The following is a 22958-nucleotide window of genomic DNA, read 5'->3' as shown; positions in this document are numbered from 1 at the left end:
ATGCATCGAGATCAGGAAACCTGTTACGAGCCAGTAGACATTAATCTATGGCAGGGTCGAATAGATGGCGATGAAACGGATTATCAACGTTGGCATCAAGTCATCGGCGTCCATGATATACGTAAAAATCCCGATATGCAAGGAGCTGCGGTATTTTTAGGTTTTTGTTGCGATGAGGGAGTTCGAAGAAACCAAGGAAGAACTGGAGCTAAAGCAGGTCCAGATCATCTAAGGAGAGTTCTAGCGGGCTTACCAGTTCATTTTTCTCCTACATTAAGGCTTATGGACATTGGTAATATTAGTTGTCATGAGGAGGAGATGGAAGCAGCTCAAGGAATGCTATCCCAGTGTGTGGAATACCTGATTAAGGTTCATGCATTTCCGATTGTATTAGGTGGTGGGCATGAAATCACCTACGGACATTTTAAAGGTATTCGTAATGCCAAAGCTGGAAAAATTGGAATCATAAATATAGACGCCCATTTAGATATACGGCAAACAGAACATCAGCAAGGAAACTCAGGAACAAGTTTCTATCAAATAGCTGAGGAGGCAGCTTTAAACAATGAGGAATTTCATTATTTAGCGATCGGTATACAGGATATTTCAAATACCAAAGCACTCTTTAATTATGCAGCCGCTAAATCAGTGGCCATGATAAAAAGGGAAGATATTTATGCCGATAAGCTACCTGCCTTGATCAATCAAATCTTAGCGTTTGCGCAATCGGTCGATCATATTTATTTGACTATTGATTTAGACGCATTTTCTGCAGCACATGCCCCTGGAGTGAGTGCGATTTCTTTTAATGGGATCATACCAGATCATAGTTTTCATCGTTTGTTTTCCACCCTTTTGCAATTGCCCAATTTGATTTCTGTTGATATTGCCGAGTATAATCCGCGATTTGATATCGATCATAGAACCGCTAAATTAGCGGCAGACCTCATTTTTCAGATTGTTCAAAAACGCTAAGTTTTTGTTAGCTTTAAAGAATGTTCACACTAAGAAGTACATAATATGTCAAATATCGATTTTATCAGAGAAGAAACAGCGGCTAATATTGGTAATTTTATGGTGGGGAGATTACTTCCATTTCGCCAAAAAAGATCGATTGGCCCTTTTGTTTTTATTGATCATATGGGCCCAGCTTGCCTTGCAGATCATGAAAATTTAGACGTTGGTCCTCATCCGCATATCGGTTTATCTACATTGACTTATCTTTTCGATGGATCTATTTTTCATCGAGATAGCTTAGGGACTGCGGTAGAAATTCAACCGGGTTCGGTAAATTGGATGACCGCAGGGAAGGGGGTCGTGCATTCCGAACGTACACCTGAATATTTGAGAACGAAAGACAAGTTCCTTCATGGACTACAAATCTGGGTGGCATTACCAAAAGAGTTGGAGTTTATGGAACCTGAGTTTCACCACATCGAAGCGGCCACTATTCCTGCTTGGACTGATCAAGGCGTTCACTATAAACTGATAGCAGGGGAGGCTTTTGGTCGAAAATCACCAGTGCCAGTGTACAGTCGCTTGTATATGATCGAAATAAAGGTTGCTGAAGATACATTTATTGACATCCCAAATGAATTGTATGGGGAAAGTGGATTGTATATTTTAGAGGGGGAAGTTGTACAGAATAACATCAGTTATGGCGCAAAGCAGATTCTAATCACGTTAGATGCTCATTTATGCTCATTCACATTGAAAGGAGGATCAACGGTATATTTATTCGGAGGAGAACCTTTTCCTGAAGAACGATTCATCTATTGGAATTTTGTAGCCACGAGTAAAGAAACGATTGAGGAAGCTAAGCTGAAGTGGAAGAATCATGAATTTCCAGCAGTACCAGATGACGATGGCTATGTGCCTTTGCCTGGGTAAGCCTACATTTCGATAGCTAACTAATCCTGAATACCATGAACTCGTGTTCAGGATTAGATTACTAGCATGCTATTTTTCTATCCTAGCCTTGGGATCTGACGCCCATTCTGTCCATGAACCATCATAAACTGAAATTTGCCTATGACCTAGGTGATAAGCAGCTAATGCTAAAATGGAAGCTGTAATGCCAGAACCACAACTAAATATGGTTGGCTTATCGCGTTGAATACGATCCTCAAACAATTTTTTCAATTCGAGGTCATCTTTAAAATAATAGCCATGAAGGAGCTTATCGAAAGGAAGATTTTTTGATCCAGGAATATGACCTGAGGGTAATCCTGCTCTCGGTTCTGCAGCTGTAGCGTCAAATCGACCTTCACTTCTGGCATCTAAGATTTGGGAGGTATTCGAATCCAAAAGCTTCTCGATAGCTTCTTTTGTTGTTAGCCATGCTTGCTGAGCTTTTGCCGTGAAATTCCCTGGTTTTGAAGCTTTGCTATACGCATGTGCTATCGATCGACCACTTTCCTTCCACGCAGGCAGTCCTCCATGTAGCACAAATACTTTTTCAAGCCCCATGTAGGTTAACATCCACCATGCCCGAGGACTGGAATACAGGCCCCATCGATCATAGACAATAACTACTGAATCTTGATTAATACCTATTTCCTGCATCACTGCAGTGAAAACCTGTTCATTGACCATGCTGTGGGGCAAACCGGTATTATGATCGGAGAGCGCACCTTCGATATCAAAAAAATACGAATTAGGTAGGAGCTCGATAGGGTTGTTGTCTAATTTTTCATTGACTTTATCAATACTAGCATCTAACAGTATAGCGCCCTTTTGAATAAGATCAGCAGCTTCTGAAACTGAAATAATAGGGGAAGTATTCATGGTTTAATACATTTTTAGCATAAAACTAAGGATTTATTCCAACAATAAAAAAGCCCCGATCAAAACGATCGGGGCTTTAGGAATATTTGAAAATCTAATTATTTAGATTTTTTTTCATCATCTTCCATTTGCTCTTTTAATTGAGCAAGAACGTCAAGATCTCCTAAAGTAGATTTCTCTACAGAATCTTTCACTTTCTTCACTGCAGAGTTAGCTGCTTTAGCTTCTTTCTTGCGAGCGTTGAACTCTTCGATACGAGCTTCTGCTTTAGCATCTTCCCAAATACGAGAGTGTGAAATCACTAAACGTTTGTTTTCTTTGTTGAATTCAATGATTTTGAATTCAGCAACTTCGTCAACTTTCAATGAAGAACCATCTTCTTTTACAGAGTGTTTGTTTGGACAGAATCCTTCAACACCATATTGTAAAGCTACGATATCTCCTTTGTCACCAACTTTGATTACTGTACCTTCGTGAACAGATCCTTCAGTGAAGATTGTCTCAAAAGTATCCCAAGGGTTTTCTTCTAATTGTTTGTGACCTAAAGAAAGTTTACGGTTATCTTCATCTAATTCTAATACCACAACATCTAATTTCTCACCTACTTTAGTGAATTCGTTAGGGTGGTTAACTTTCTTAGACCAAGATAAATCAGAGATGTGGATTAAACCATCGATACCATCTTCTAACTCAACGAATACACCGAAGTTAGTCATGTTTTTAACAATTGCTGATTGTTTAGAACCGATAGGGTAACGCTCAGTAATGTTTTTCCATGGATCTGGAGTCAATTGTTTAATACCTAAACTCATTTTACGCTCTTCGCGATCTAAAGTTAAGATTTCCGCTTCGATCTCATCACTAACTTTCAAGAACTCTTGTGGAGAACGTAAGTTTTGTGACCAAGACATTTCAGAAACGTGGATTAATCCTTCTACACCTGGGATGATTTCTAAGAAAGCACCATAATCAGCTACAGTAACGATTTTTCCTTTTACTTTAGAACCGATTTCTAAACCTTTATCTAAAGATTCCCAAGGATGCTCAGATAATTGTTTTAATCCTAATGCGATACGTTTTTTCTCATCATCAAAATCAAGTACTACCACATTGATCGTTTGATCTAATGCTAATACTTCTTTTGGATGCTCGATACGACCCCAAGAGATATCAGTAATGTGAAGTAAACCATCAACACCACCTAAATCGATGAACACACCGAAGTCAGTAATGTTTTTAACAGTTCCTTCTAATACTTGACCTTTTTCTAATTTAGAAACGATTTCAGATTTTTGGTTTTCTAAATCGTCTTCAATTAATACTTTATGTGATACAACAACGTTTTTGAATTCGTGGTTAATTTTTACCACTTTGAATTCCATTGTTTTACCTACATAAACATCGTAATCACGAATAGGCTTAATGTCGATTTGTGAACCAGGTAAGAATGCTTCAACACCTTTGATATCTACGATTAAACCACCTTTAGTACGTGATTTAACGAAACCATCAATGATTGCATCATTTTCTAATGCATTGTTGATATCTTCCCAAGATTTTTGTGTTTTAGCACGTTTGCGTGATAATACCAATTGACCGTTTAAGTCTTCTTGAGACTCAACGAATACGTCAACCGTATCACCAACTTTTAAGTCAGGTAAGTCACGGAACTCAGATAATGCTACAAGACCGTCTGATTTGAAACCGATGTTTAAAACAACATCTTTATTATTGATAGATACCACGATACCTTCAATAATTTCGCCTTGATTGATTTGGTTGAATGTGCCAGCGTATTCTTCTTCTAACTTTGCACGTTCTGTTTCGCTGTAATTACCGAAAGCCTTCTCATCAAGATCCCAGTCGAAGTCTCCTGTTGGAGTACTCCAGGTATTAGATTTAATCTGATCGATTAAATTTGAATCTGCCTCAGACTCAATCTTTTCAGTGTCTTTCACAACTTTTGTGTCAGCACCTTGTAGCTCTGCGTTTTTCGCCGCTAATTCTTTTTCTGCTTCTTGTTTTTTTGCCATTAATTAATAATCTCCTTTTCCCTACTGTGTAGGGACTGCAAAGATACGAAAAACTTTTATTTACAATAGTTTAGATGAAAAAAAGTTTTATTTAACTCCTTTAATCCCTAAGACCTCATTCGAATCTTCAAATATTGGATAGATGGTTTTCAAAATAACCTCGGTTAATTTTCGCTCATTAAATGGCTTGATTAAGATCCCGTCAAATTTCACCTTTCTTTCTTTCTCTAGTTTTTTAACCTGCTCATTATCAGATGATGTAGCAATTATTTTGATTTGATTATGGACTGGGTTATTCCGGATATTCCAAAGTAATTCATCCCCCCGCATGATCGGCATGTTAATGTCTGTTACCACCACATCAATGGTTTCCTTCTCGATAATATCCAAGGCTATTTTTCCATTGATCGCAGTAAAAACGTGCTCATGTGCGGAGAAAAATTGTTTGAGGTATAATAAGTTTAACGCGTTGTCATCTACGATTAGCCAATTGATGTCTTTTGGCAAATCATTTATCTTATGGATGTTTAACGTGGTTTTACGTCTGAATTTTGGTTCGGGTATGGGTAATTCTACCGTAAATGTGGTGCCTGATCCAAAGGTAGATTTAAACGTAATTTTACCATTCAACATGTTGACAATGTTTTTAGTAATGTATAATCCCAAGCCAACACCACTTTCAATTTTAGTGGATTTATTTACGGTATAATATTTTTTGAAGATATTTTTCTTAAGATTATCTGGTATCCCTTGGCCTTCATCAGAAACAACGATTGTTAAAATATGATCCTCCGTAATATGGATGTTGCAATTAACAGTTCCTTTGGCGGAATATTTAATGGCATTACTAACTAGGTTGCTTACAATTTGCCTAATTTTTATTTCATCACTAAATACGATCGAGGGGCTATGGCCATCGATCTCATACGCTAATCGAATATTTTTTTGTTCGGCCTGATTTTGATGGCTTTCAATTATTTCTGAAAATAAATCATTGATATCAAAGTAATTTGCTTCTATACTATCGTGCTGATCAATTTTACTCAGATTTAAGATATCATTGATGGTTTTGGAGGTAGAGACAATGTTTGAATAGGCGGAGTCCAATAATAAGATGTCTTTGGCCTCATACAGGTCTTTACGGCTTTTTAAAAGATCAACGATTCCGATAAGTGAGTTTAATGGTGTTCGAATTTCATGCGTTATTTCCGCTAGGATATCTGTTTTCTGTTCGGCAAGTTTGGATGCGTAAATGCGCTCTTCCATTAATTTACGTTCATAATACGCCGAGAAAAATTGGTAATAAACCAAAATACAAATCATGATAAATACGAAGGTGAGGGAAATAATAATTTGCCATTTGAACGTATCTGTATTCGTGATTAAGGTGTTGAGCTCCCGATCGGTGTTTTCGCGTTGTATTTGTATCCTTACATCATGAATTACCCGGATGAGTTGATTCGCACTTCGCAATAACGTGAAGTTATCTGCTAATAAAGACCGTTCATTTTTGCGCAACTCAGATAAGGTCATCTGAAGTTCATTCAACTTCGCTTTCGTGAGTGCATTATTCTTATTGATTGTTTTTTGATAGGATTGTTTTACTTCCGTCTGTTGGGTTTGATAAGAATCAAAATTGTCTATGCGGATGGTATCTTTCTTTTTTTGAAATACACGTTTGAAAAAAGGCTTTCTTTCAATGACCACTTCCGTGGACTTTGGTTGAACTTGGATGTTAGTTACAGTTTTTTGAGTGCCTGGAATTTGAAATAGCTTTTTATCGTTATTTTCTAAATGAAAATCCTTCAATTGCTCAGACGCCATAAGGATGGAGTCAAGTTTAGTATTTAAAGACTGATATTTCGGTACTAATTCTTTGATCTTTAATTCCTGCTCATTCGAATATTTTTGATTCGCTTGAATCGCATTTCTATGCTGGCTTAATGAATCTACAGAAGACTTTAGTTTGATTAAGTGCTCCCGATAAGATAAATAATCCTCATGATCATAGGTGATCGAGAAAATTCTAAAATGATTTTCGGTTTCGTTAAATAAGTTTAATAATTCACTAAAATCATTTTTATCGTTGTTGATCGCATGATAAATATTCTGTATTCGGGTATGAATAGATTTATACTGGATATACGAAAAAATGAATACTATTAGGAAAGTAACAAATAGTATTAAGATAGATATGAGTAATACATTTCTAACTTTTTTGTTGCGCTTACTATTACTGAGCAATTCTTTATCTTCCATGGATGATGATTGTAGATTTCAATTAAAATTATTAACCCATTTGGGTAATAATTTTAGGGTTTAAAAGAATTATAAACTCTAGGTTTTACAATTTTAATGCTTTGTTTTGATAGGGCAATGCTTGCGTTTAATTCGAATCCAATAATTAAGATAAGGGCATTAATATACATCCAGATCATGACCACGATTAACGTGCCTATGGAACCATACAATTTATTGTAAGCTCCAAAGTTATTGATGTAGAATGTGAAGAAGGAAAAAGATAACATGGCAAGAAGGGTGGCCAAAGTTGCTCCAGGTGTAAAAAGCTTCCATTTTTTACTAGAGCTTGGTCCAAACTTGTATATTAAACTTACGGTAAAAAAATAAATACTGAATAAAATTAACCATTGAGCTAGTTTGATTAACATAGCCCAAAACCATTTAAGATCGTATTCTATATGAGTTTTTAAATAATTAATCAAATAATTTGACGAGGCATATAAGGCAATGCCTACGGCCAATGCAAAAACGATCGCTATGGATAAACCCAATGCGATGATTCGCCTTTGACCCCAAGTTCTCGATTCTTTCGATAAAGATGATTTATTAAAAGTCATCATGAGGGTCGTCATGCCATTGGTGGCGAAAAAGGTACATAAGATAAAACCCGCTGATAATAATTCTCCATTTTGCCTTTTAATAATATCTTCTAAAGTAGCTTGAAGTATAGCAAAGGCATTGTCTGGAATAGCCAGCTGAATTAAATCCAACAATTGTTCTTGAAAATTATCAATTGGAATATAAGGTATTAGCGTAAATAAGAAAATAATTCCGGGGAAAACGGCCAACATAAAATTATAGGCCAGGGAAGACGCTTTATTGATAATGGATTCACGAGCAATTTCTTGAAAAAAAAAGACCATCACCGTATATAGGGGCAATTTGCCAAAACCTGGCAAAGTAGCTCCTTTAGTCCATTCGATCAGTTGATCGTATGGCTTTACATACAATAGACGTTGATGAATTTTTTTCATTTATTCTCCAAAATACGGAGCCATCTTCTCTTGGAAAATTTTTGGAGGTCTACAGGGTCTATTTTTAATCATATCCACAAAAACTAATTGAGTAGAACCGGTATTTAATAATTCTCCATCCTGGTTAGATAGCTCATATTCAAATTTAATTCGAATACTTGGTTTTTGTCGAATATAGATATTAATGGTAATTAAATCATCATACTTTCCGGGTTTTATAAAATTACATAGTAATTCAACCACAGGAAGCATAACTCCCATCTCTTCCAGCTCCTTATAGGAAAGCCCGGTACTGCGTAACATTTCGGTTCTAGCTTCCTCATAATAACTAGCGTAATTGCCATAATAGACATAGCCCATTTGGTCTGTTTCTGCGTAACGGACACGGATTTGATGTTGAAAGGAGAACATATTATTTATTTCTTAATATTTCTTTCGTCTAATGCTTTTTGAAATTTACGGGCGTTTAGTAAGTGATCAGCCATATTATCAGCAAATAAATGATATCCTGAAAAATCATCTTTCGCACACATGTATATGTAATTATGATGCTCATAATTCAGTACAGCATCGATAGATGCGATACTAGGCATCATGATAGGCCCTGGAGGCAAACCTTTAAACCGATACGTGTTGTATGGATTATCAATGGTTAAATGTTTATTCAATACGCGACGAATCGTAAAATCATTGTTTGCAAATATCACAGTAGGATCCGCTTGTAATAGCATTCCCTTCTTTAATCGATTGAGGTAAAGACCTGCAATTTTAGGCATTTCATTAACATGTAAGGCTTCACCTTTTACGATCGAAGCAAGTGTACTGACTTCTTGCGTTGTTAAATTTAAGGCCTTAGCTTTGGCTTTTCGATCTTCATTCCAAAATTTATCGTATTCGCTCGCAAATCGTTTTACAATTTCCTGAGGTGCGCTATTCCAATAAATTTCATAGGTATTGGGAATAAACATGGAAAAGAAATTATCTTTTGTAAATCCATATTGTGCTGCCAACGCAGGATCATTTAATAAATTTATAAATACAGTAGAGTCAGATTCGAAGTTTTTTCCTAGTAAACCTGCAAAATTTTCTTTTAATCGAATGTTTTGAAACCGAAAGGCTACTGCTTCTTGATATCCTGCCCGTAGATTACCTATAAATCTTCGGTTGCTTAAATCGGAAGAAAGTTTGTATCGACCCGCTTTTATTCCAGATTCCTTCAAATCCATCAACTGACTTGCATAGGTGAATAACGGAAAGGATTTGACGATTCCTTCCGATTCGATTCGTTGGAGCACCTGCTCATACGTTTCTTCACTGTGGACATAGAAATACTTTTCCTTTGTCGCAATACTTGCTGCAAAAAATGTGTAGTAAGCTAATGCTGCAGCGGTAATGCCTGCAAGGAAAATTAAAATTCCGATGGCTAAAATCCCTTTATTGTTTTTCTTGTGCTCTGGCATATTATGGTGTTTGTGGAACAGTAGACGATGGAGTTGAGGGTTTAGATAAAGTAACATGGACAGCACTTCCAATGGAAATAATTCGAGCGCTGGTGTCTGGGTTTTGGCGAACAATCACCGAATTAATGCTGTCTTTTATTCCGTCAGAAAAACTAACAGAGCCTAACGTTAAACCAACTCCTGCCAATGCAAATTTAGCCTCATCCAAAGAGAATCCTACAAGATTTGGAATTTCCACTTCACTATCTCCACGTCCATTTCCTAAAATCAAACTGATATTCGACCCTTTTGAAACCATTCGACCTGCTTTTAATGGCTGCCCAGCAAATTTTACATCCAATACAACATCCTTAGCGATATCATTGATATAAGATGTATCTGCAATTTTTAAGGAATGATTTTTTAATATCGCGGAAGCCTCAATGAACGTCTTGTCGATTATTTCCGGGAAAGCGATTTCTGGAGCACTCTGGGTAATAATGGTCAAATAAATAGTTCTTCCACTTTTAACATGGGATTGGGGATCTGGATCTTGATCTATCACTATGCCTGGTTTGGCATCCAATTGATACACCGAGTCGATTTCATATTCTAAACCTGCTTGATCTAAAATCTCTAATGCTTTACTAATGTGTAATCCTTTTAATACTGGGACTTCTTGAGAATCTCCGTGTTTGGTATACATCTGTAGACCAAAATAAATTAAAACAAATAGGAATAATAAGAAAATTAATCCGCCGATTAGGTTTTTTCTAAAAACTGCGGTTTGTAAGTATAAAAAGAATTTAGACATTGATATCTTGCTTTTTGGTATATCTTCTAACAATATTAATTCCACTTTTGCTATTCACTTGTGGAGAGTGTAATATTAAGGCAAAAATATTCGTTTTTCCTCGTATCGCAAATTATATTTGTTACTTGATAAATACATATGAAAACTAAAGTAGCATTAATCACGGGTGGATATACCGGAGAAGCGGAAATATCCTATAAAAGCTCAGCCTTTGTCTATTCAAAAATAGATCAAGACAAATATGATGTTTATTTAATTAACATTGGGATCAATAGCTGGTTTTATGAGGATAATCAAGGTGTTAAACATGAAATAAATCGGCAAGATTTCTCCATATCGACCCCGGCTGGAAAATTAAGCTTTGATGTTGCCTTCATTATTATTCATGGTTCTCCAGGAGAAGATGGTCGATTGCAAGGTTATTTTGATATGATAGGATTGCCTTATACTTCTTGCAATGCACTGACTTCTGCATTGACCATGAATAAGGGATATACTAAAGCCATTATTCAAGATTTGTCGAATTTATATGTTGCGCAGTCTGTTCTTTTGTTCCAAGAAAATGAATCTCAAGCGTTTCATATCGTACAAGATAAACTGAAACTTCCCTTATTTGTGAAACCAAATGCGGGTGGAAGTAGTATCGGTATGAGCAAAGTAAATAGCTGGGAAGAATTGCCTCAAGCATTGGAAAATGCTTATCAAGCAGAAAATACAGGAAATCAAGTATTGGTGGAAGAATTCGTAAGTGGGCGTGAATTTTCTCAAGGTATATTTAGAGATTCCAAAGGTGAATTGCAATTGTTGCCTGCCACAGAAGTAAAAACTACTCGGGAATTTTTTGATTTTGAAGCGAAATATACGCCTGGATTAACAGAGGAAATTACACCTGCTGATTTGACAAATGAACAAAAAAACCGTGCGGATGCTATAATAAAGGAGATTTATGTGCGACTGAATTGCAGAGGTATGGTTCGTGTAGATTTCTTTTTAGAAAATGATACGGATAAATTTTATTTTATTGAGATCAATACCATTCCTGGACAAACAGCTCAAAGTTTCATTCCACAGCAAGTTAGGGCTTCAGGTAGAAATGAGTCTGATTTTTATGCTGAATTGATTGAAGCAGCTTTGCTAATTCAATAAAACCATTATTATCTTTTCATAAAGCTTAACAAAGCGGAAAATTTATAATAATAAATTTTCCGCTTTTTTTTTGTTGCTATCTGAATCAAAAACAGCCTGAACCACTTTTTGTCTACCGGATGATTTATTGTCCAATTCAGTGCATCTTCTGCGCCTCTCCTTCGGATCTCCTTCGAACTTTTCCCTTGATTATCCATTGCATCTCCGAACAAGATCCGAAGGAGATCAAACACAAAGCAATAAAAAAGGTATCATGAACCCCTTATTTTTAGAATAAGAGGTTCATGATACCGGTAATTGTAATGCTAATTTTTGTTATTGAAGCTGATTGAATAATAGTTTAAAAGTACCCTGGGTTTGCGCTCTAAAAGTAATATCGTTAGCAAAGGTTACTAATTTTCCTTTGCCCACATTGGCTTCAAAGGCTAAAACAGTTTCTTGTAAATATTTTTCGCCCCATGACCAGCCACTTTTCAATATCGCGCCTTTGTCAAACCATATTAGTGGTTTGATATCGGGATGGTTCAGCTTAAAAACGTTATCATTGTTGTAGTAAACGTCAATATCTCCTTCGTACCCTTTGGTGCTTGCTGATTCTTGGCTTACTTTCGCCATTAATACAGAGCCCGGTGTATAAAATTCTGTTCGTTTAAGGGCTTGCTGATCAGCAGAAACAAGTGCACTTTGTACCGCTAAGCCTAAGTGTTGGGCTAAATCAGAACTATTGCCTATCGTAACAATTTTACCTCCTTGTTCTAGGAACGTTTTTAATATTGGAATTGATTTTTCTAAAGTTAATCGGCCAATACGTTCTTTATACGGGCTTGGAATATTATCAGGCATTTCTAGGCTGGGGCGGTATGCATTGGAGTTACTTGTCGTTCCGGCTAATCGAGGGATGGAATTACCTGGAAAAATCAATACGTCAAATTGCTTGTGTAAGTCTCCTTGGTCAATGTCTGTTGGATACACAACTTTAAAATCGTACTGATGTTGTTCTAGTATTAATCTCAACCAACCAGAGGGCATACTTCCTCCGTATGTATCCCATAAGCCGATTCGCAGCTTTGTGATTTTTTGTGCAGTCTTAGGCAATTTATTCTCGGCTTGAACTGGAATAGTTGAGTGTTTTAGCGATTTGCTTTCAACATAAAAATTTCCTGTTTGCTGATCTCTCCAAACTGGAATTTTTTGTTCTAGTAATTGGTTTACCCTTGCAAATGTTTCATTGATGGCGGTGGAAAGTATACTGTATTTGGTTTTTGGAATGGCAAAGGAGGTAGGGCTTATTTGTTGTCCATATGGTAATAACTCAAATGGGCCTTCAAAATCTGTTAATAAGCGGTCAAATTTTACATCCATAATATAAGCCAAGGTCCATCCTGCGGCATCATACGGTGGAATAGGGGGGCCTCCAGGATACTCAAAATCATCTGGATGATCTTGTGGTTCAAACATATCTAAAATATGCGGACGGAAGGCTTGATTTGTTTTGACGATATAACTGCCTGCAGGATAGTTTTTTCCATTTGCGGTGAACGCATTCGTGGCTTTACTAACTTCTATACCGTTTTGAATTAGCGCATTTAAAAATTTAATCGCTTTAGTAAAGTCTGGTTGATCTGCGCTAATGATATATCCCCTTGGATCTTTCATTGCTGGATTGCCATAAAGTTCTTGAAGTACCTTACGTTCCTCAGTTCGGTTTGCAGCTAATTTGGGATTGGCTTTAATCGCTTTTTTTAGTGCAGAATCAATTAAAGCAACTTTGGAAGGCGATAAGGACCAAAAATCGGTAGATCCTCGTTCGATCGAGTTCTTCCCCATTCTATAAATGTTGTATAAAACCTCATTTTTATATTTGCTCGCATAGCTCATTACCGCGTAATTTAGCGAAACCGAATAATCTATAGATTGTTTAAAATGCCATTTCTGCGGTAATACTGGGTTTTGTGTATTGCTAGACGGAATTAATCGACTCGGTACCACTGGGATTTCAAAGGGGGTAGGGTTTCCGATAATTTCCGTTAATAATCCAATCATGTTGTGAAAGTAGGTGGTTGTTCGCAAGCCTCCATTATACCAAGTGGAAAATACAGATCCGTTTTTTGCAGTGTAACCAGGTTTGTTTTCTGCATTCAATCTTGAAGACATTGCTGCTCCTAAGGCATCTATACCAGACATTAACAAGGGGTCGAATACGTAATTAAATGGATCTCGGTAAGGAGCTCCTGCTACCACCGCTCCAGCTGGTGCCGTCTGATGGTGATTGTACATAATTTGAGGGACCCATTCAATAAATAATTGTTTGGCTAGGTTTTGACTTTCTTTTAAATTTAGCATAAAGAAATCCCTATTGTTATCATGTCCGGCATACTTTTGATATAAATAAGGAAGAAAATTCGTTGATCTTTTCGTCGGATTCTCTTCTCGCATGTACCAGTTTCCCATCATTTCATGCCCATCTGGATTGGCATGTACCATTAAAATGATGCAGTTCTCTAGGATGTTTAGAGTTTCTGGATCGTTCATCGTTGCCAAAGAATAGGCTGTTTGAATCAATTGATTGGTTGCTACCACTTCGTTAGCATGTAATCCTCCATCAATCCAAACGACACTTTTACCTTCATTGGCTAGCATCTTGGCTTCTTCATTGCTCATTTTTGCACGAGCTAAACTGCGGGAAATCTGTTTGTAATGATCTAATTTTTTCAGGTTTTCTTCAGAACTAATGATTAACATCGGCTGATCTCGCCCTTCTTCTGTTTTTCCGATCTGAACATACTGCACTCTTGGGGATTCTTGATCTAATTTTTTAAAATAGGCTTCTGTCTGTGAAAAATTACTTAGCTGATAATCTTCACCGATTTCAAAACCAAAATGTGTTTTTGGACTAGTAATGTGTTGTGCAAAACTGTATTTTATAGATACAACTAAGCAAATCATTACGCTGAGGAGAGTAAATGTGCGTTTCATGTTTAGATGTGGTTGGTTTTTTTGATAAATATAGGTAAATGCTATAAATAATCATCCTTTGTTCTTGTAAAAGTTTGGTTATTTATACTTTTTACAATAATTTTTATGAAATAGGGCTTGGTAATTGAATTATATTAATGGAATATGGGTTTTTTGCTGATTATTTCACTATTTATCGGTTTATTTTGGAAATTTTTAATACCGCTGCATTATTTTTGGTTACTAGGTAATTTCGTATATTTGAATAGGATGATAATAGTAAATTATGATATTAGTTGCAGATAGTGGTTCGTCTAGGTCTGATTGGATGCTTCATCTTCCAGACAGCAAACCTTTAAGTTTTAGTACCAAAGGTTTAAACCCGTTCTTTGTTAGTGAAAAGGAGATTACATCCACCTTATCGGAGGTTCAAGAAATAATTCCATATATCGCTGAAATACAAGAAGTTTATTTTTTTGGGGCGGGTTGTTCGACACCAGATCGTAGAGAGCTGGTATCAAATGCCTTATCCCAAATATTTCCAAATTCATTCGTAGCTGTAGAGAGTGATCTGTTAGGTTCTGCTTATGCCACCTTTGGTGAAGAGAAAGGCCTAATAGCTAATATTGGTACAGGCTCTGATATTAGTTTTTACGATGGGGAAGTGTTATCATCGAGTATTCATGGAATAGGTTATGTATTAGGAGATGAAGGATCGGGGGCATGGTTTGGTAAACACTTAATCACGACTTACCTCTACGAGTCGATGCCTAGGGATTTAATGCGAAAGTTTAAAGAGTCTCATCCTATTAATAAGGATGTGATCATTAAAAACGTGTATCAAAAGGATCGTCCGAATGCCTATTTGGCAAGTTTTGCAACTTTTATGGCGGACAATCGTTCTCATCCTTATATAGATACCTTGCTCAGGAATGGTTTTGATGAATTTGTAAGAACCAATATTATGACCTATCCAAATTATTGGGAATACCCTTGCCATTTTGTGGGGCGTATCGCCTATCATTTTGATATTCACTTGCGTGAAATATGTGCATTACATGGAGTTAAAGTTGGGGTTATTTTGAAAAGTCCAATTGAAGCATTATTTCATTATATAGTGAACAGAGAGTTAAAAGCTGTTTTATAATTTTAAAATTAACGATATGATTTATTCTATGTTATTGATGTTCAGTATGCTATTAAATCCGCCAAGCATTTACGATTATAGTTTTAAAACTATTGATGGTAAGAAGGTTTCTTTTTCGCAGTTTAAGGGTAAGCAATTATTAATCATAAATACAGCTTCCAAATGTGGTTTTACGAAACAATATAAGGAATTGCAGGAATTGCATGAGACTTATGGGAAGCAATTGGTGATCATAGGTTTTCCTTCGGATAATTTTGGCAATCAGGAATTTGAAAACAATACAGCGATTGCGGAGTTTTGTGAAAAGAATTATGAAGTTACGTTTATGTTAGCCGAGAAAGTTGACGTGAAAGGAGAGCACACGGATCCTCTATTTAAATACCTTACTACGGCAAAAAACCCGGATTTTGTAGGGGATATAAATTGGAACTTTGAAAAATTCTTGGTAGGGAAAGATGGAAAATTAGCGCACCGGTATCGCTCTAAGGTGAACCCATTGGCAAATGAGATTACGCAATATCTAAAAAAATAAAGGATTTATAGAAACCCCATTTACGTGTAAATGGGGTTTCTTTTTAGGAGTTATTTCGAGTCAAGTAAGTAATAACAACTTCGACATCTAGGTTCATAACTTTCTTTTTCACCTAATAATATTCGGGATTCAATCATTTCTTTACGGTAAGAATAGTTTGCTGGAGCGCCACATTGTACACAAACGGCATGGACTTTCGTTACTTCCTCGGCAATCGCCATCATATTAGGCATAGGACCGAATGGTTGGCCTAAATAATCCATATCTAAGCCTGCTACGATTACTCGAATTCCTTTATTGGCTAATTCGATACAAACTTGAGGCAACTGATCGTCAAAAAACTGAGCCTCATCAATGCCAACGACTTTCGTGTCTGCACTTAATAGTAAGATGGATGAGGAATTTGAGACAGGTGTAGATGGAATCGAATTGCTGTCGTGTGAAACGACTTCATTGACCGCATAGCGTATATCAATAGCAGGTTTGAAAATTTCTACCGCTAATTTGGCAAATTGTGCCCTTTTTAATCGTCGGATTAATTCTTCTGTTTTTCCAGAAAACATGGATCCACAAATAACTTCTATACTCCCTACACGGTCTCGCCTTTCTATGAAATTATGTTCTGAAAATAGCATCATGGATTTTATTTTTTATCGACAAATGAACCGTTAAAAGTTAATAATTAACTAAAATTGTTGTCGTTAATTGGGTACGAATATCGAAATTTAATCTTATTTTTGATTGTACTAGAACAAATAAAAACTCAAAGAGTTTAGCTATCAGCCTATTTGATTTAGGGTACATCAACAAGCTACACAAACAAAATTTGAAAATAATAGATTAAAGCTATGGCTTATACAGAACAAGATATTTTAGGTAAAATTGGTGATTTATTGGTCGATGTCAATGAGCAATTTGCTTCTATACAAAAGAATGGCTCCAATCTTCCTGCAAATGAGGTGAATTTTTTAGCGGCAAAAGTAAAATTTTTAGCAGCTCATATGGATTTATGGTCTGCGCTATTACGCCCTAATAGTGAGGAATCTGTCGAAATTGCAAGTCAAGAAGTTTTCACTCCTGCTGTTTTGATAGCAGAAGAGGAAGCAGATGATCAACCCGTGATTGAAGAAATTCAAGAACAAGAGTTTGTGTATGAAGAAAACCCTGAGCTTGAAGTATTACCGGAAATCGAAACCGTAACTCCTGAAGTTTCCCATACGAATGCTGAGGCAGTTGTGGACCATGAAAGTGAGAAGCTGGAGGACGATCAAATCGCTGCTGTCGTTGAACCGGAAGTCGTTGCAACCCATGTGGAAGAGCCTAAGGAGAGTTTTACTTCTGCTAGTCATACATTTACCCCAGCTAGCCCAATACATACGTCGAGTTCGGAGTATACAGCGGTCAAGTCGGCTCATGAATTAGAAGAGCAAGCTATTCAAGAAACACCTTCTACCGAATCGGAGAAAACTCCTGAACCGTTCCCATCAACGGCAAATTCTTGGTCTTCTACACCTGTTCCTGAACAGCATGTTCAAACGAAAGAGGTAATCATTGAAGAAAAACAAGTGAATCTTACAGAACAAACAAAGGAGGATGTAACTTTAAATGATTTGGCTAAGCAAGCAGAGGTTCGTCCAAATAGACCTTTGACCTTGAATGAGTTAATTCAGCAACAAAAACAAGCTGGAGTAACTAATGCGCAACAATTTGTAACGCAATCCAGTAAATCTGTGGATGCGGTGGTCGATTTGAAGACAGGTGTTAGTTTGAATGATAAACTGTTGTTTATTAAAGATTTGTTCAATGGTTATAGTTTGGCTTATAGTGAAGCTATCGAGCTGTTAAACCGCTTTGATAATTTTGCGGAAGCAGATGCGTTTCTACAAAGCAATTATGCCTTAAAAAATAATTGGTCCGCTAAACCGCAAACGGTAGATAAGTTATATGGAATTTTAAGAAAAAAATTCATTTAATTTTTGAAATGATATAAAAAAGAAAGAGCTTGTTTGTTAGAAACAAGCTCTTTCTTTTTATTATTCTTTTAGGTTTTAAAGCATAGCCTTTATAAACCAATACACTCTTAAAGTAAATCAAATTTAATCCAATATTGTCCCTCATGTCCGTAGTGGAAGTATTTGGATTGAATAATCTCTGCTAAAATTTCTGTGTCGACTAAGAAATTTTCTCTTATTTGTGCAAACTGAGGTTTCTGAATCACATAAATTTGGTTGTTAGCGACTGCATTAGAGATTTGAACTTGTTGACCAAGCCATTTTGGGATCTCGTTTAAGAAAGAATCGCTGTCATTAATAAATAATACGATATCTTCTTGCATTTGTTCTTGCGTTTGCTCTTGGACTTGAGCGCCAGCAACACTTAATAATTCCGTTATATAGCTAGTATCTATGTTTGCCTGATTTTGTACGATCAGGTTGACACGCGGTCTATTTTCTTGAGGAATAAATTTTAATTTATGAATTATGATATTGATTTCTTCTTCAAGGTATTCATAGGCTGCCGGATCTTGTACCATAAGATCTTTAGCTAAAGAATGATAATGTTGGAGTTGACTCATTATGCTATTTAAATTATCTTGCAAAGGTACTTAAGGTTTACAAAAGAACCTAAATAATAGGGGAGATTAGTAAATTATTTGTATTTTGGAAAGGTATAAAATTGAATAATTATGTTTGATAAATTATTAGAAGCGCAGCAAAAAGCACAAGAAATTAAAACAAGATTGGACCATGTGTCGGTTTCTGGAGAAGTGGAAGGTGGTAAAATTCGTGTAATTTCCAGCGCAAATAGAGAAATTAAAGAAATTCATATTGATCCTGATTTTTTCAAGGATTTAGATAAAGAAGATTTGGAAGAGTTGTTGATCGTAGCCTTGAACAAGGCTTTGACGCAGGCTGAACAAATCAGCAATACGGAAATGCAGGCTGCTTCTCAGAGCCTTCTAGGTGGATTAGGCGGTTTGGGTAATTTATTTGGTAAATAAAATAGGCAAGATGAAGTTTACTTATTATGGGCATTCCTGTTTTGAATTAGAGTTTGATGGTGTTAAAGTTTTATTGGATCCATTTATTACCTACAATACCTTAGCTTCGGAGATTGCTGTGGATCAAATAGCTCCCGATTACATCTTTATTACCCATGGTCATCAGGATCATGTGGCTGATTTAAAGCAAATTCAAGCACAAAGTGGAGCTACAGTGGCTGGAATTTTTGAAATTGCAGCTTGGACTAGAAAATTAGGGGTTCCAGAGGATAAAGTGATTGAGTTTAATGTAGGTGGTACATTGAACCTTCCTTTTGGTAAAGTAAAAATGGTTTATGCTGTTCATTCCAATAGTTTGCCAGATGGGAGCTATGGTGGGTTTCCAGTAGGCTATTTGTTTTTTGTGAATGGTAAGACCCTGTATTTAGCTGGAGATACTGCACTTACCCTGGAAATGAAATTGCTTGAGCGGTATGCTATAGATTGGGCATTTTTACCAGTTGGGGGACATTATACCATGGATGCTGAAGATGCAATAATTGCAGCTGATTTCATACAATGTACGAATATCGTTGGGGTTCACTTTAATTCATTTCCGCCGATCGCTATAGATCTAGACAAAACGGCTGTAATGTTTGCTGAAGCTGGCTTGAACTTGATTTTACCTAAAATAGGAGAGACTTATCCTTTATAAATTTACAAGGATAAATAGCGCTTGAGCGTCGTTTGTTGTTTTATCAGTGCGTAAAACGCATAAAAAAGTCCTTTAGAATTTCTAAAGGACTTTTTTTAATTATTTGAATAGGTTGAATTACTCAACAGTACTTTTTGATCTATTGATATGAAATTGAACTAAATCGTCAATAGGTGATCTTAAAATCTTTCCTACTCTCATTCCATATTGAGAAGCTTTGTCTTCAAGAACATTTCTGAAATTGTATCCTACTGATCCAATACAGTTGAATGTATAGCTTTGATAATCTGGATATTTACTTACTAAATTATTGAAGAAGGCTTCGAATGCATCATCAACAATTTTACGAGTATATTGAATGTTCGTATTGTTATCGTATACAAATTTGCTGAAACTTGCACAAAAGCGATTTGCTAGAGGTTTTGTATAGACATTGTCCATGATTTCATCAGGAGTAAGTTTATACATGTCGAAGAAGGCTTCAGCTACTTCTTTAGGCATTAAACCACGGATAAAATCTGTTAGTAGTTTTTTGCCAATGTAACTACCACTTCCTTCATCACCTAAAATATAAGCTGCGGAATCAATGTTGTGTGTGATATCTTTACCATCATAAATACAGGTGTTTGTTCCAGTACCTAGGATTGCTGCAAAACCAGCTTCAGTGCCTAACAATGCACGTGCCGCTGCTAATAAATCATGACCTACTTCTACTTTAGCTTGAGGAAATACAATTTGAATTGCTTCTTCCACAATTTTGGCTTTCTCTTCATTATGTACACCAGCACCATAATAATTTACCTCAGTAATTTTTTCGAAAGGAATATCTTGAGGTAGTCCTTTTTTAAGGGATGCAACAATGTAATCGCTATCTACAAAATATGGGTTATATCCTTCGGTGTTGAAGTAGATTTTTTTATTAGAATCATCTAACAAACACCAGTTTGTTTTTGTAGACCCTCCATCTGCAATTATTATCATTATTTTTTATATTTAATTTAAGTAACTTGTTTTTGTGTTTTACAATGGCTTTTATTAATGTTCTTAATCCAAAATAAACGATTTAATAATAAAAATAAGAATTTTTATTACATATAATCAAAAAAATTGCGATTTGTTGCTTGGGTTTCAAAAACAAAACCCTCTTAATCTTTTGATTAAGAGGGTTTTGTATGTTAAAAATAGGTGTTATAACTTAGTGTAAAAATTACAATTAGTTAGCTATTTAATGTGCTGCATCGGCTTCTACCTCATCGATGTTAATACCTTGTTTCGTTAAGAACTTACGAACAAGGACCGCAAATACGATAATATAGATAAATCCAATAACTGGGATGATATAGGAATTATGTATTCCAATAATATCGGATAGTTTACCTTGGATAGGAGGAATGATACCACCACCTAAAATCATCATGACTAAAAAGGCAGATCCTTGCTCAGTGTATTTTCCTAAACCTACGATCGATAAGCTGAAAATAGAACCCCACATAATCGAACACGCTAAACCACCTGCTAGGAATGAATATATGGCTACTGTTCCGGATGTTAATAAACCTACAACCATTGCAATTAAGCCAAAACCACCGAAAATAATTAAGGTACGAACAGGCTTATCTTTACTTAAGAAGAAAGCAACAATTTGTATAAGGACACAAATAACATAAAAATACAATACCGACATATCAAACCCGGCTAATACGTTTACACCAACGATGACAGAGAAAGCTACTAATGGAACTATGATTAACAATATTTGCTTTTTGGATGAAGTCATGTTGAAGGCAGAAATGGCACCAGCCCAACGACCAATCATCATACCGCCCCAATACATGGATACATATGGCGTGATCTGGGATGATTGTAAGTTTCCAAATTCTTCTAGTGTCAATAACTCGCCTAAATTACTTCCTATAGCAACTTCAATACCTACATATACAAACAAAGCCAGCATCCCTAGTACTAATTGAGGATATTTCATTGCTCCCCATCCTTCTGCATTTTTTTGTGCACTGCGGTACGCGAAAAGTAAACCACCCACCACAACTGCTAGGGCACCTAATAGCCAGAGCATGCGGGTAATTTCTAATTCATGGGTAATATCCTTCAATTGGGCTGTTAGGCTAATGTCTGAGCTTGTTTTCAATTGCTCTTTCAATTGTTCTATTTGGATAGCGGCATCGGAATTGTAGCTAGTGAAAACTGGAATAAATGCAACTAATAATAAAACGGTCATCACAATTAAGGTGGTTCTCGCTTTGTTTGCAGGTTCCATTTCTTCTAAATTAAATCCTGCAGGAACTTTTTTCGAGAAATGGAATAATCCAGCGGCTAGAATAAATAATAAACCAACACCTACATAGAGATATACGACTTTATTTAAAGGTAAGTTGGCAATTTGAGAATCTGAAACGGTTTCAAATGTTCCAAATAATGCGAAACCAATGATCAGTGGTCCTATGGTTGTTCCTAACGAGTTAATACCTCCCCCTAAATTTACGCGGGAAGCACCCGTCTTTGGGTCTCCTAATAATACCGCAAAAGGATTTGCCGCAGTCTGTTGGAGTGAAAAGCCTAAAGCAACAATAAATAAACCAATAAGCATACCTACATAGACATTTACCTCAACCGCTACAATCATTGCTGCTGCACCTAGAGCTGAAAATAATAAGCCATAAACGATACTTTTTTTGTAGCCCCATTTGCCGACTAAGTCTTTTCCTGATAAGGTTCCGAAAATAAATAATAGGAGCGCCCCTATATAATATGCCGTATAGAAGGCAAAATCTATAAGTTGGGATTGAAATTGATCCAAATGGAAATAGTTTTTACAAAAAGGGATAAAAACGCTATTTCCCGCGGCAATAAAGCCCCAGAAGAAAAACACGACAATTAGGGTGTATAGTGCTGGGTAATTTGTGTTTGTTTGTTGGTTATTCATATAAAATAGAACTGATTTTAGTTTTTGACCTTACAAATAAAGAATTTTTTTTTGATTTTTTGAAGTATATATATGGATTGCTAAAACAATTTATTAGAAATAAATGTTTACAATTTTGAAATAAGTTGAAAAAAAAACCTATTTTTCTTTTGAATTTACATTAGTTATTTTTTTCTTTGTGGCAGTTCTTAAAA

The 22958-nt window shown here is 36.1% G+C and carries 20 protein-coding genes; 8 read left to right on the top strand and 12 right to left on the bottom strand.

Going from position 1 to position 22958, the window contains the following annotated elements; all coding sequences use genetic code 11:
- Both hutG and ACFRAE_RS02120 read left to right on the top strand, forming a co-directional pair.
- The gene (gene hutG / locus ACFRAE_RS02125) at nucleotides 1-975 is read left to right on the top strand and encodes a formimidoylglutamase (protein ID WP_422795463.1); all 975 of its coding nucleotides are present in this window, start codon (nucleotides 1-3) and stop codon (nucleotides 973-975) included.
- 45 nt (nucleotides 976-1020) lie between these two features.
- Nucleotides 1021-1890: a pirin family protein gene (locus ACFRAE_RS02120; RefSeq protein ID WP_422795462.1), complete on the top strand. Its 870-nt coding sequence runs from the start codon at nucleotides 1021-1023 to the stop codon at nucleotides 1888-1890.
- A gap of 69 nt (nucleotides 1891-1959) precedes the next feature.
- Here ACFRAE_RS02120 and ACFRAE_RS02115 read toward each other — a convergent pair whose 3' ends face one another.
- From ACFRAE_RS02115 to ACFRAE_RS02085, 7 genes are all read right to left on the bottom strand, one after another.
- Entirely contained in the window at nucleotides 1960-2787 is an 828-nt protein-coding gene (locus ACFRAE_RS02115) for a sulfurtransferase (RefSeq protein WP_422795461.1), read from the bottom strand.
- Between the two features lie 98 nt (nucleotides 2788-2885).
- On the bottom strand, nucleotides 2886-4820 hold the full coding sequence (rpsA, locus tag ACFRAE_RS02110) for a 30S ribosomal protein S1 (RefSeq protein WP_422795460.1): 1935 nt from the start codon (nucleotides 4818-4820) through the stop codon (nucleotides 2886-2888).
- Nucleotides 4821-4907: 87 nt separating this feature from the next.
- Nucleotides 4908-7079 carry a hybrid sensor histidine kinase/response regulator gene (locus ACFRAE_RS02105; protein ID WP_422795459.1) on the bottom strand — a complete coding sequence of 724 codons (2172 nt, stop codon included), beginning with the start codon at nucleotides 7077-7079 and terminating at the stop codon, nucleotides 4908-4910.
- Between the two features lie 53 nt (nucleotides 7080-7132).
- On the bottom strand, nucleotides 7133-8095 hold the full coding sequence (locus ACFRAE_RS02100; protein WP_422795458.1) for a YihY/virulence factor BrkB family protein: 963 nt from the start codon (nucleotides 8093-8095) through the stop codon (nucleotides 7133-7135).
- Complete coding sequence (locus ACFRAE_RS02095; RefSeq protein ID WP_422795457.1) at nucleotides 8096-8506, bottom strand: acyl-CoA thioesterase; 411 nt, start codon at nucleotides 8504-8506, stop codon at nucleotides 8096-8098.
- A gap of 5 nt (nucleotides 8507-8511) precedes the next feature.
- Nucleotides 8512-9555, bottom strand: coding sequence for an endolytic transglycosylase MltG (gene mltG, locus ACFRAE_RS02090; RefSeq protein ID WP_422795456.1), 1044 nt, complete (start codon nucleotides 9553-9555; stop codon nucleotides 8512-8514).
- A 1-nt stretch (nucleotide 9556) separates the two neighbouring features.
- Nucleotides 9557-10348, bottom strand: coding sequence for a PASTA domain-containing protein (locus tag ACFRAE_RS02085; protein WP_422795455.1), 792 nt, complete (start codon nucleotides 10346-10348; stop codon nucleotides 9557-9559).
- Between the two features lie 138 nt (nucleotides 10349-10486).
- On the opposite strand from ACFRAE_RS02085, the gene ACFRAE_RS02080 reads away from it, so the two are divergent.
- Nucleotides 10487-11494, top strand: a complete 1008-nt coding sequence (locus ACFRAE_RS02080; RefSeq protein WP_422795454.1) for a D-alanine--D-alanine ligase — start codon at nucleotides 10487-10489, stop codon at nucleotides 11492-11494.
- Between the two features lie 315 nt (nucleotides 11495-11809).
- Here ACFRAE_RS02080 and ACFRAE_RS02075 read toward each other — a convergent pair whose 3' ends face one another.
- Complete coding sequence (locus ACFRAE_RS02075; protein ID WP_422795453.1) at nucleotides 11810-14470, bottom strand: M14 family metallopeptidase; 2661 nt, start codon at nucleotides 14468-14470, stop codon at nucleotides 11810-11812.
- Nucleotides 14471-14735: 265 nt separating this feature from the next.
- Here ACFRAE_RS02075 and ACFRAE_RS02070 point away from each other — a divergent pair, with 265 nt between their 5' ends.
- Nucleotides 14736-15596 (top strand): N-acetylglucosamine kinase, encoded by an 861-nt coding sequence (locus ACFRAE_RS02070; RefSeq protein WP_422795452.1) that lies wholly within the window; start codon nucleotides 14736-14738, stop codon nucleotides 15594-15596.
- A gap of 16 nt (nucleotides 15597-15612) precedes the next feature.
- Complete coding sequence (locus ACFRAE_RS02065) at nucleotides 15613-16128, top strand: glutathione peroxidase (RefSeq protein WP_422795451.1); 516 nt, start codon at nucleotides 15613-15615, stop codon at nucleotides 16126-16128.
- 50 nt (nucleotides 16129-16178) lie between these two features.
- On the opposite strand, the gene ACFRAE_RS02060 is transcribed toward ACFRAE_RS02065, so the two are convergent.
- Nucleotides 16179-16763 carry a thymidine kinase gene (locus ACFRAE_RS02060; protein WP_422795550.1) on the bottom strand — a complete coding sequence of 195 codons (585 nt, stop codon included), beginning with the start codon at nucleotides 16761-16763 and terminating at the stop codon, nucleotides 16179-16181.
- Nucleotides 16764-16976: 213 nt separating this feature from the next.
- Between ACFRAE_RS02060 and ACFRAE_RS02055 the strand changes: the two genes are divergently transcribed.
- Entirely contained in the window at nucleotides 16977-18101 is a 1125-nt protein-coding gene (locus tag ACFRAE_RS02055; protein WP_422795450.1) for a hypothetical protein, read from the top strand.
- A 107-nt stretch (nucleotides 18102-18208) separates the two neighbouring features.
- On the opposite strand, the gene ACFRAE_RS02050 is transcribed toward ACFRAE_RS02055, so the two are convergent.
- Nucleotides 18209-18661: a hypothetical protein gene (locus tag ACFRAE_RS02050; RefSeq protein ID WP_422795449.1), complete on the bottom strand. Its 453-nt coding sequence runs from the start codon at nucleotides 18659-18661 to the stop codon at nucleotides 18209-18211.
- A 153-nt stretch (nucleotides 18662-18814) separates the two neighbouring features.
- Between ACFRAE_RS02050 and ACFRAE_RS02045 the strand changes: the two genes are divergently transcribed.
- Nucleotides 18815-19129 (top strand): YbaB/EbfC family nucleoid-associated protein, encoded by a 315-nt coding sequence (locus ACFRAE_RS02045; RefSeq protein ID WP_422795448.1) that lies wholly within the window; start codon nucleotides 18815-18817, stop codon nucleotides 19127-19129.
- A 10-nt stretch (nucleotides 19130-19139) separates the two neighbouring features.
- A complete protein-coding gene (locus ACFRAE_RS02040) occupies nucleotides 19140-19823 on the top strand; it encodes a metal-dependent hydrolase (protein WP_422795447.1) in 684 nt (227 codons plus the stop codon).
- A gap of 117 nt (nucleotides 19824-19940) precedes the next feature.
- On the opposite strand, the gene ACFRAE_RS02035 is transcribed toward ACFRAE_RS02040, so the two are convergent.
- Together ACFRAE_RS02035 and ACFRAE_RS02030 are read right to left on the bottom strand one after the other, a co-directional pair.
- Complete coding sequence (locus tag ACFRAE_RS02035; RefSeq protein WP_422795446.1) at nucleotides 19941-20804, bottom strand: N-acetylglucosamine kinase; 864 nt, start codon at nucleotides 20802-20804, stop codon at nucleotides 19941-19943.
- 244 nt (nucleotides 20805-21048) lie between these two features.
- On the bottom strand, nucleotides 21049-22764 hold the full coding sequence (locus ACFRAE_RS02030; protein WP_422795445.1) for an MFS transporter: 1716 nt from the start codon (nucleotides 22762-22764) through the stop codon (nucleotides 21049-21051).
- Nucleotides 22765-22958 lie beyond the last annotated feature (194 nt).

Origin of the sequence: Sphingobacterium sp. HJSM2_6 (assembly GCF_049316305.1) — a bacterium.
Classification (GTDB): Bacteria; Bacteroidota; Bacteroidia; order Sphingobacteriales; family Sphingobacteriaceae; genus Sphingobacterium.
The sequence above is the reverse complement of the archived record's forward strand: the minus strand, read 5'-3'. Positions and strand labels throughout refer to the sequence as shown.

Bases quoted from the DNA above. Each gene is read 5' to 3' on its own strand.
- hutG (WP_422795463.1), top strand. From the start codon at position 1: ATGCATCGAGATCAGGAAACCTGTTACGAGCCAGTAGACATTAATCTA.
- ACFRAE_RS02120 (WP_422795462.1), top strand. From the start codon at position 1,021: ATGTCAAATATCGATTTTATCAGAGAAGAAACAGCGGCTAATATTGGT.
- ACFRAE_RS02115 (WP_422795461.1), bottom strand. From the start codon at position 2,787: ATGAATACTTCCCCTATTATTTCAGTTTCAGAAGCTGCTGATCTTATT.
- rpsA (WP_422795460.1), bottom strand. From the start codon at position 4,820: ATGGCAAAAAAACAAGAAGCAGAAAAAGAATTAGCGGCGAAAAACGCA.
- ACFRAE_RS02105 (WP_422795459.1), bottom strand. From the start codon at position 7,079: ATGGAAGATAAAGAATTGCTCAGTAATAGTAAGCGCAACAAAAAAGTT.
- ACFRAE_RS02100 (WP_422795458.1), bottom strand. From the start codon at position 8,095: ATGAAAAAAATTCATCAACGTCTATTGTATGTAAAGCCATACGATCAA.
- ACFRAE_RS02095 (WP_422795457.1), bottom strand. From the start codon at position 8,506: ATGTTCTCCTTTCAACATCAAATCCGTGTCCGTTACGCAGAAACAGAC.
- mltG (WP_422795456.1), bottom strand. From the start codon at position 9,555: ATGCCAGAGCACAAGAAAAACAATAAAGGGATTTTAGCCATCGGAATT.
- ACFRAE_RS02085 (WP_422795455.1), bottom strand. From the start codon at position 10,348: ATGTCTAAATTCTTTTTATACTTACAAACCGCAGTTTTTAGAAAAAAC.
- ACFRAE_RS02080 (WP_422795454.1), top strand. From the start codon at position 10,487: ATGAAAACTAAAGTAGCATTAATCACGGGTGGATATACCGGAGAAGCG.
- ACFRAE_RS02075 (WP_422795453.1), bottom strand. From the start codon at position 14,470: ATGAAACGCACATTTACTCTCCTCAGCGTAATGATTTGCTTAGTTGTA.
- ACFRAE_RS02070 (WP_422795452.1), top strand. From the start codon at position 14,736: ATGATATTAGTTGCAGATAGTGGTTCGTCTAGGTCTGATTGGATGCTT.
- ACFRAE_RS02065 (WP_422795451.1), top strand. From the start codon at position 15,613: ATGATTTATTCTATGTTATTGATGTTCAGTATGCTATTAAATCCGCCA.
- ACFRAE_RS02060 (WP_422795550.1), bottom strand. From the start codon at position 16,763: ATGCTATTTTCAGAACATAATTTCATAGAAAGGCGAGACCGTGTAGGG.
- ACFRAE_RS02055 (WP_422795450.1), top strand. From the start codon at position 16,977: ATGGCTTATACAGAACAAGATATTTTAGGTAAAATTGGTGATTTATTG.
- ACFRAE_RS02050 (WP_422795449.1), bottom strand. From the start codon at position 18,661: ATGGTACAAGATCCGGCAGCCTATGAATACCTTGAAGAAGAAATCAAT.
- ACFRAE_RS02045 (WP_422795448.1), top strand. From the start codon at position 18,815: ATGTTTGATAAATTATTAGAAGCGCAGCAAAAAGCACAAGAAATTAAA.
- ACFRAE_RS02040 (WP_422795447.1), top strand. From the start codon at position 19,140: ATGAAGTTTACTTATTATGGGCATTCCTGTTTTGAATTAGAGTTTGAT.
- ACFRAE_RS02035 (WP_422795446.1), bottom strand. From the start codon at position 20,804: ATGATAATAATTGCAGATGGAGGGTCTACAAAAACAAACTGGTGTTTG.
- ACFRAE_RS02030 (WP_422795445.1), bottom strand. From the start codon at position 22,764: ATGAATAACCAACAAACAAACACAAATTACCCAGCACTATACACCCTA.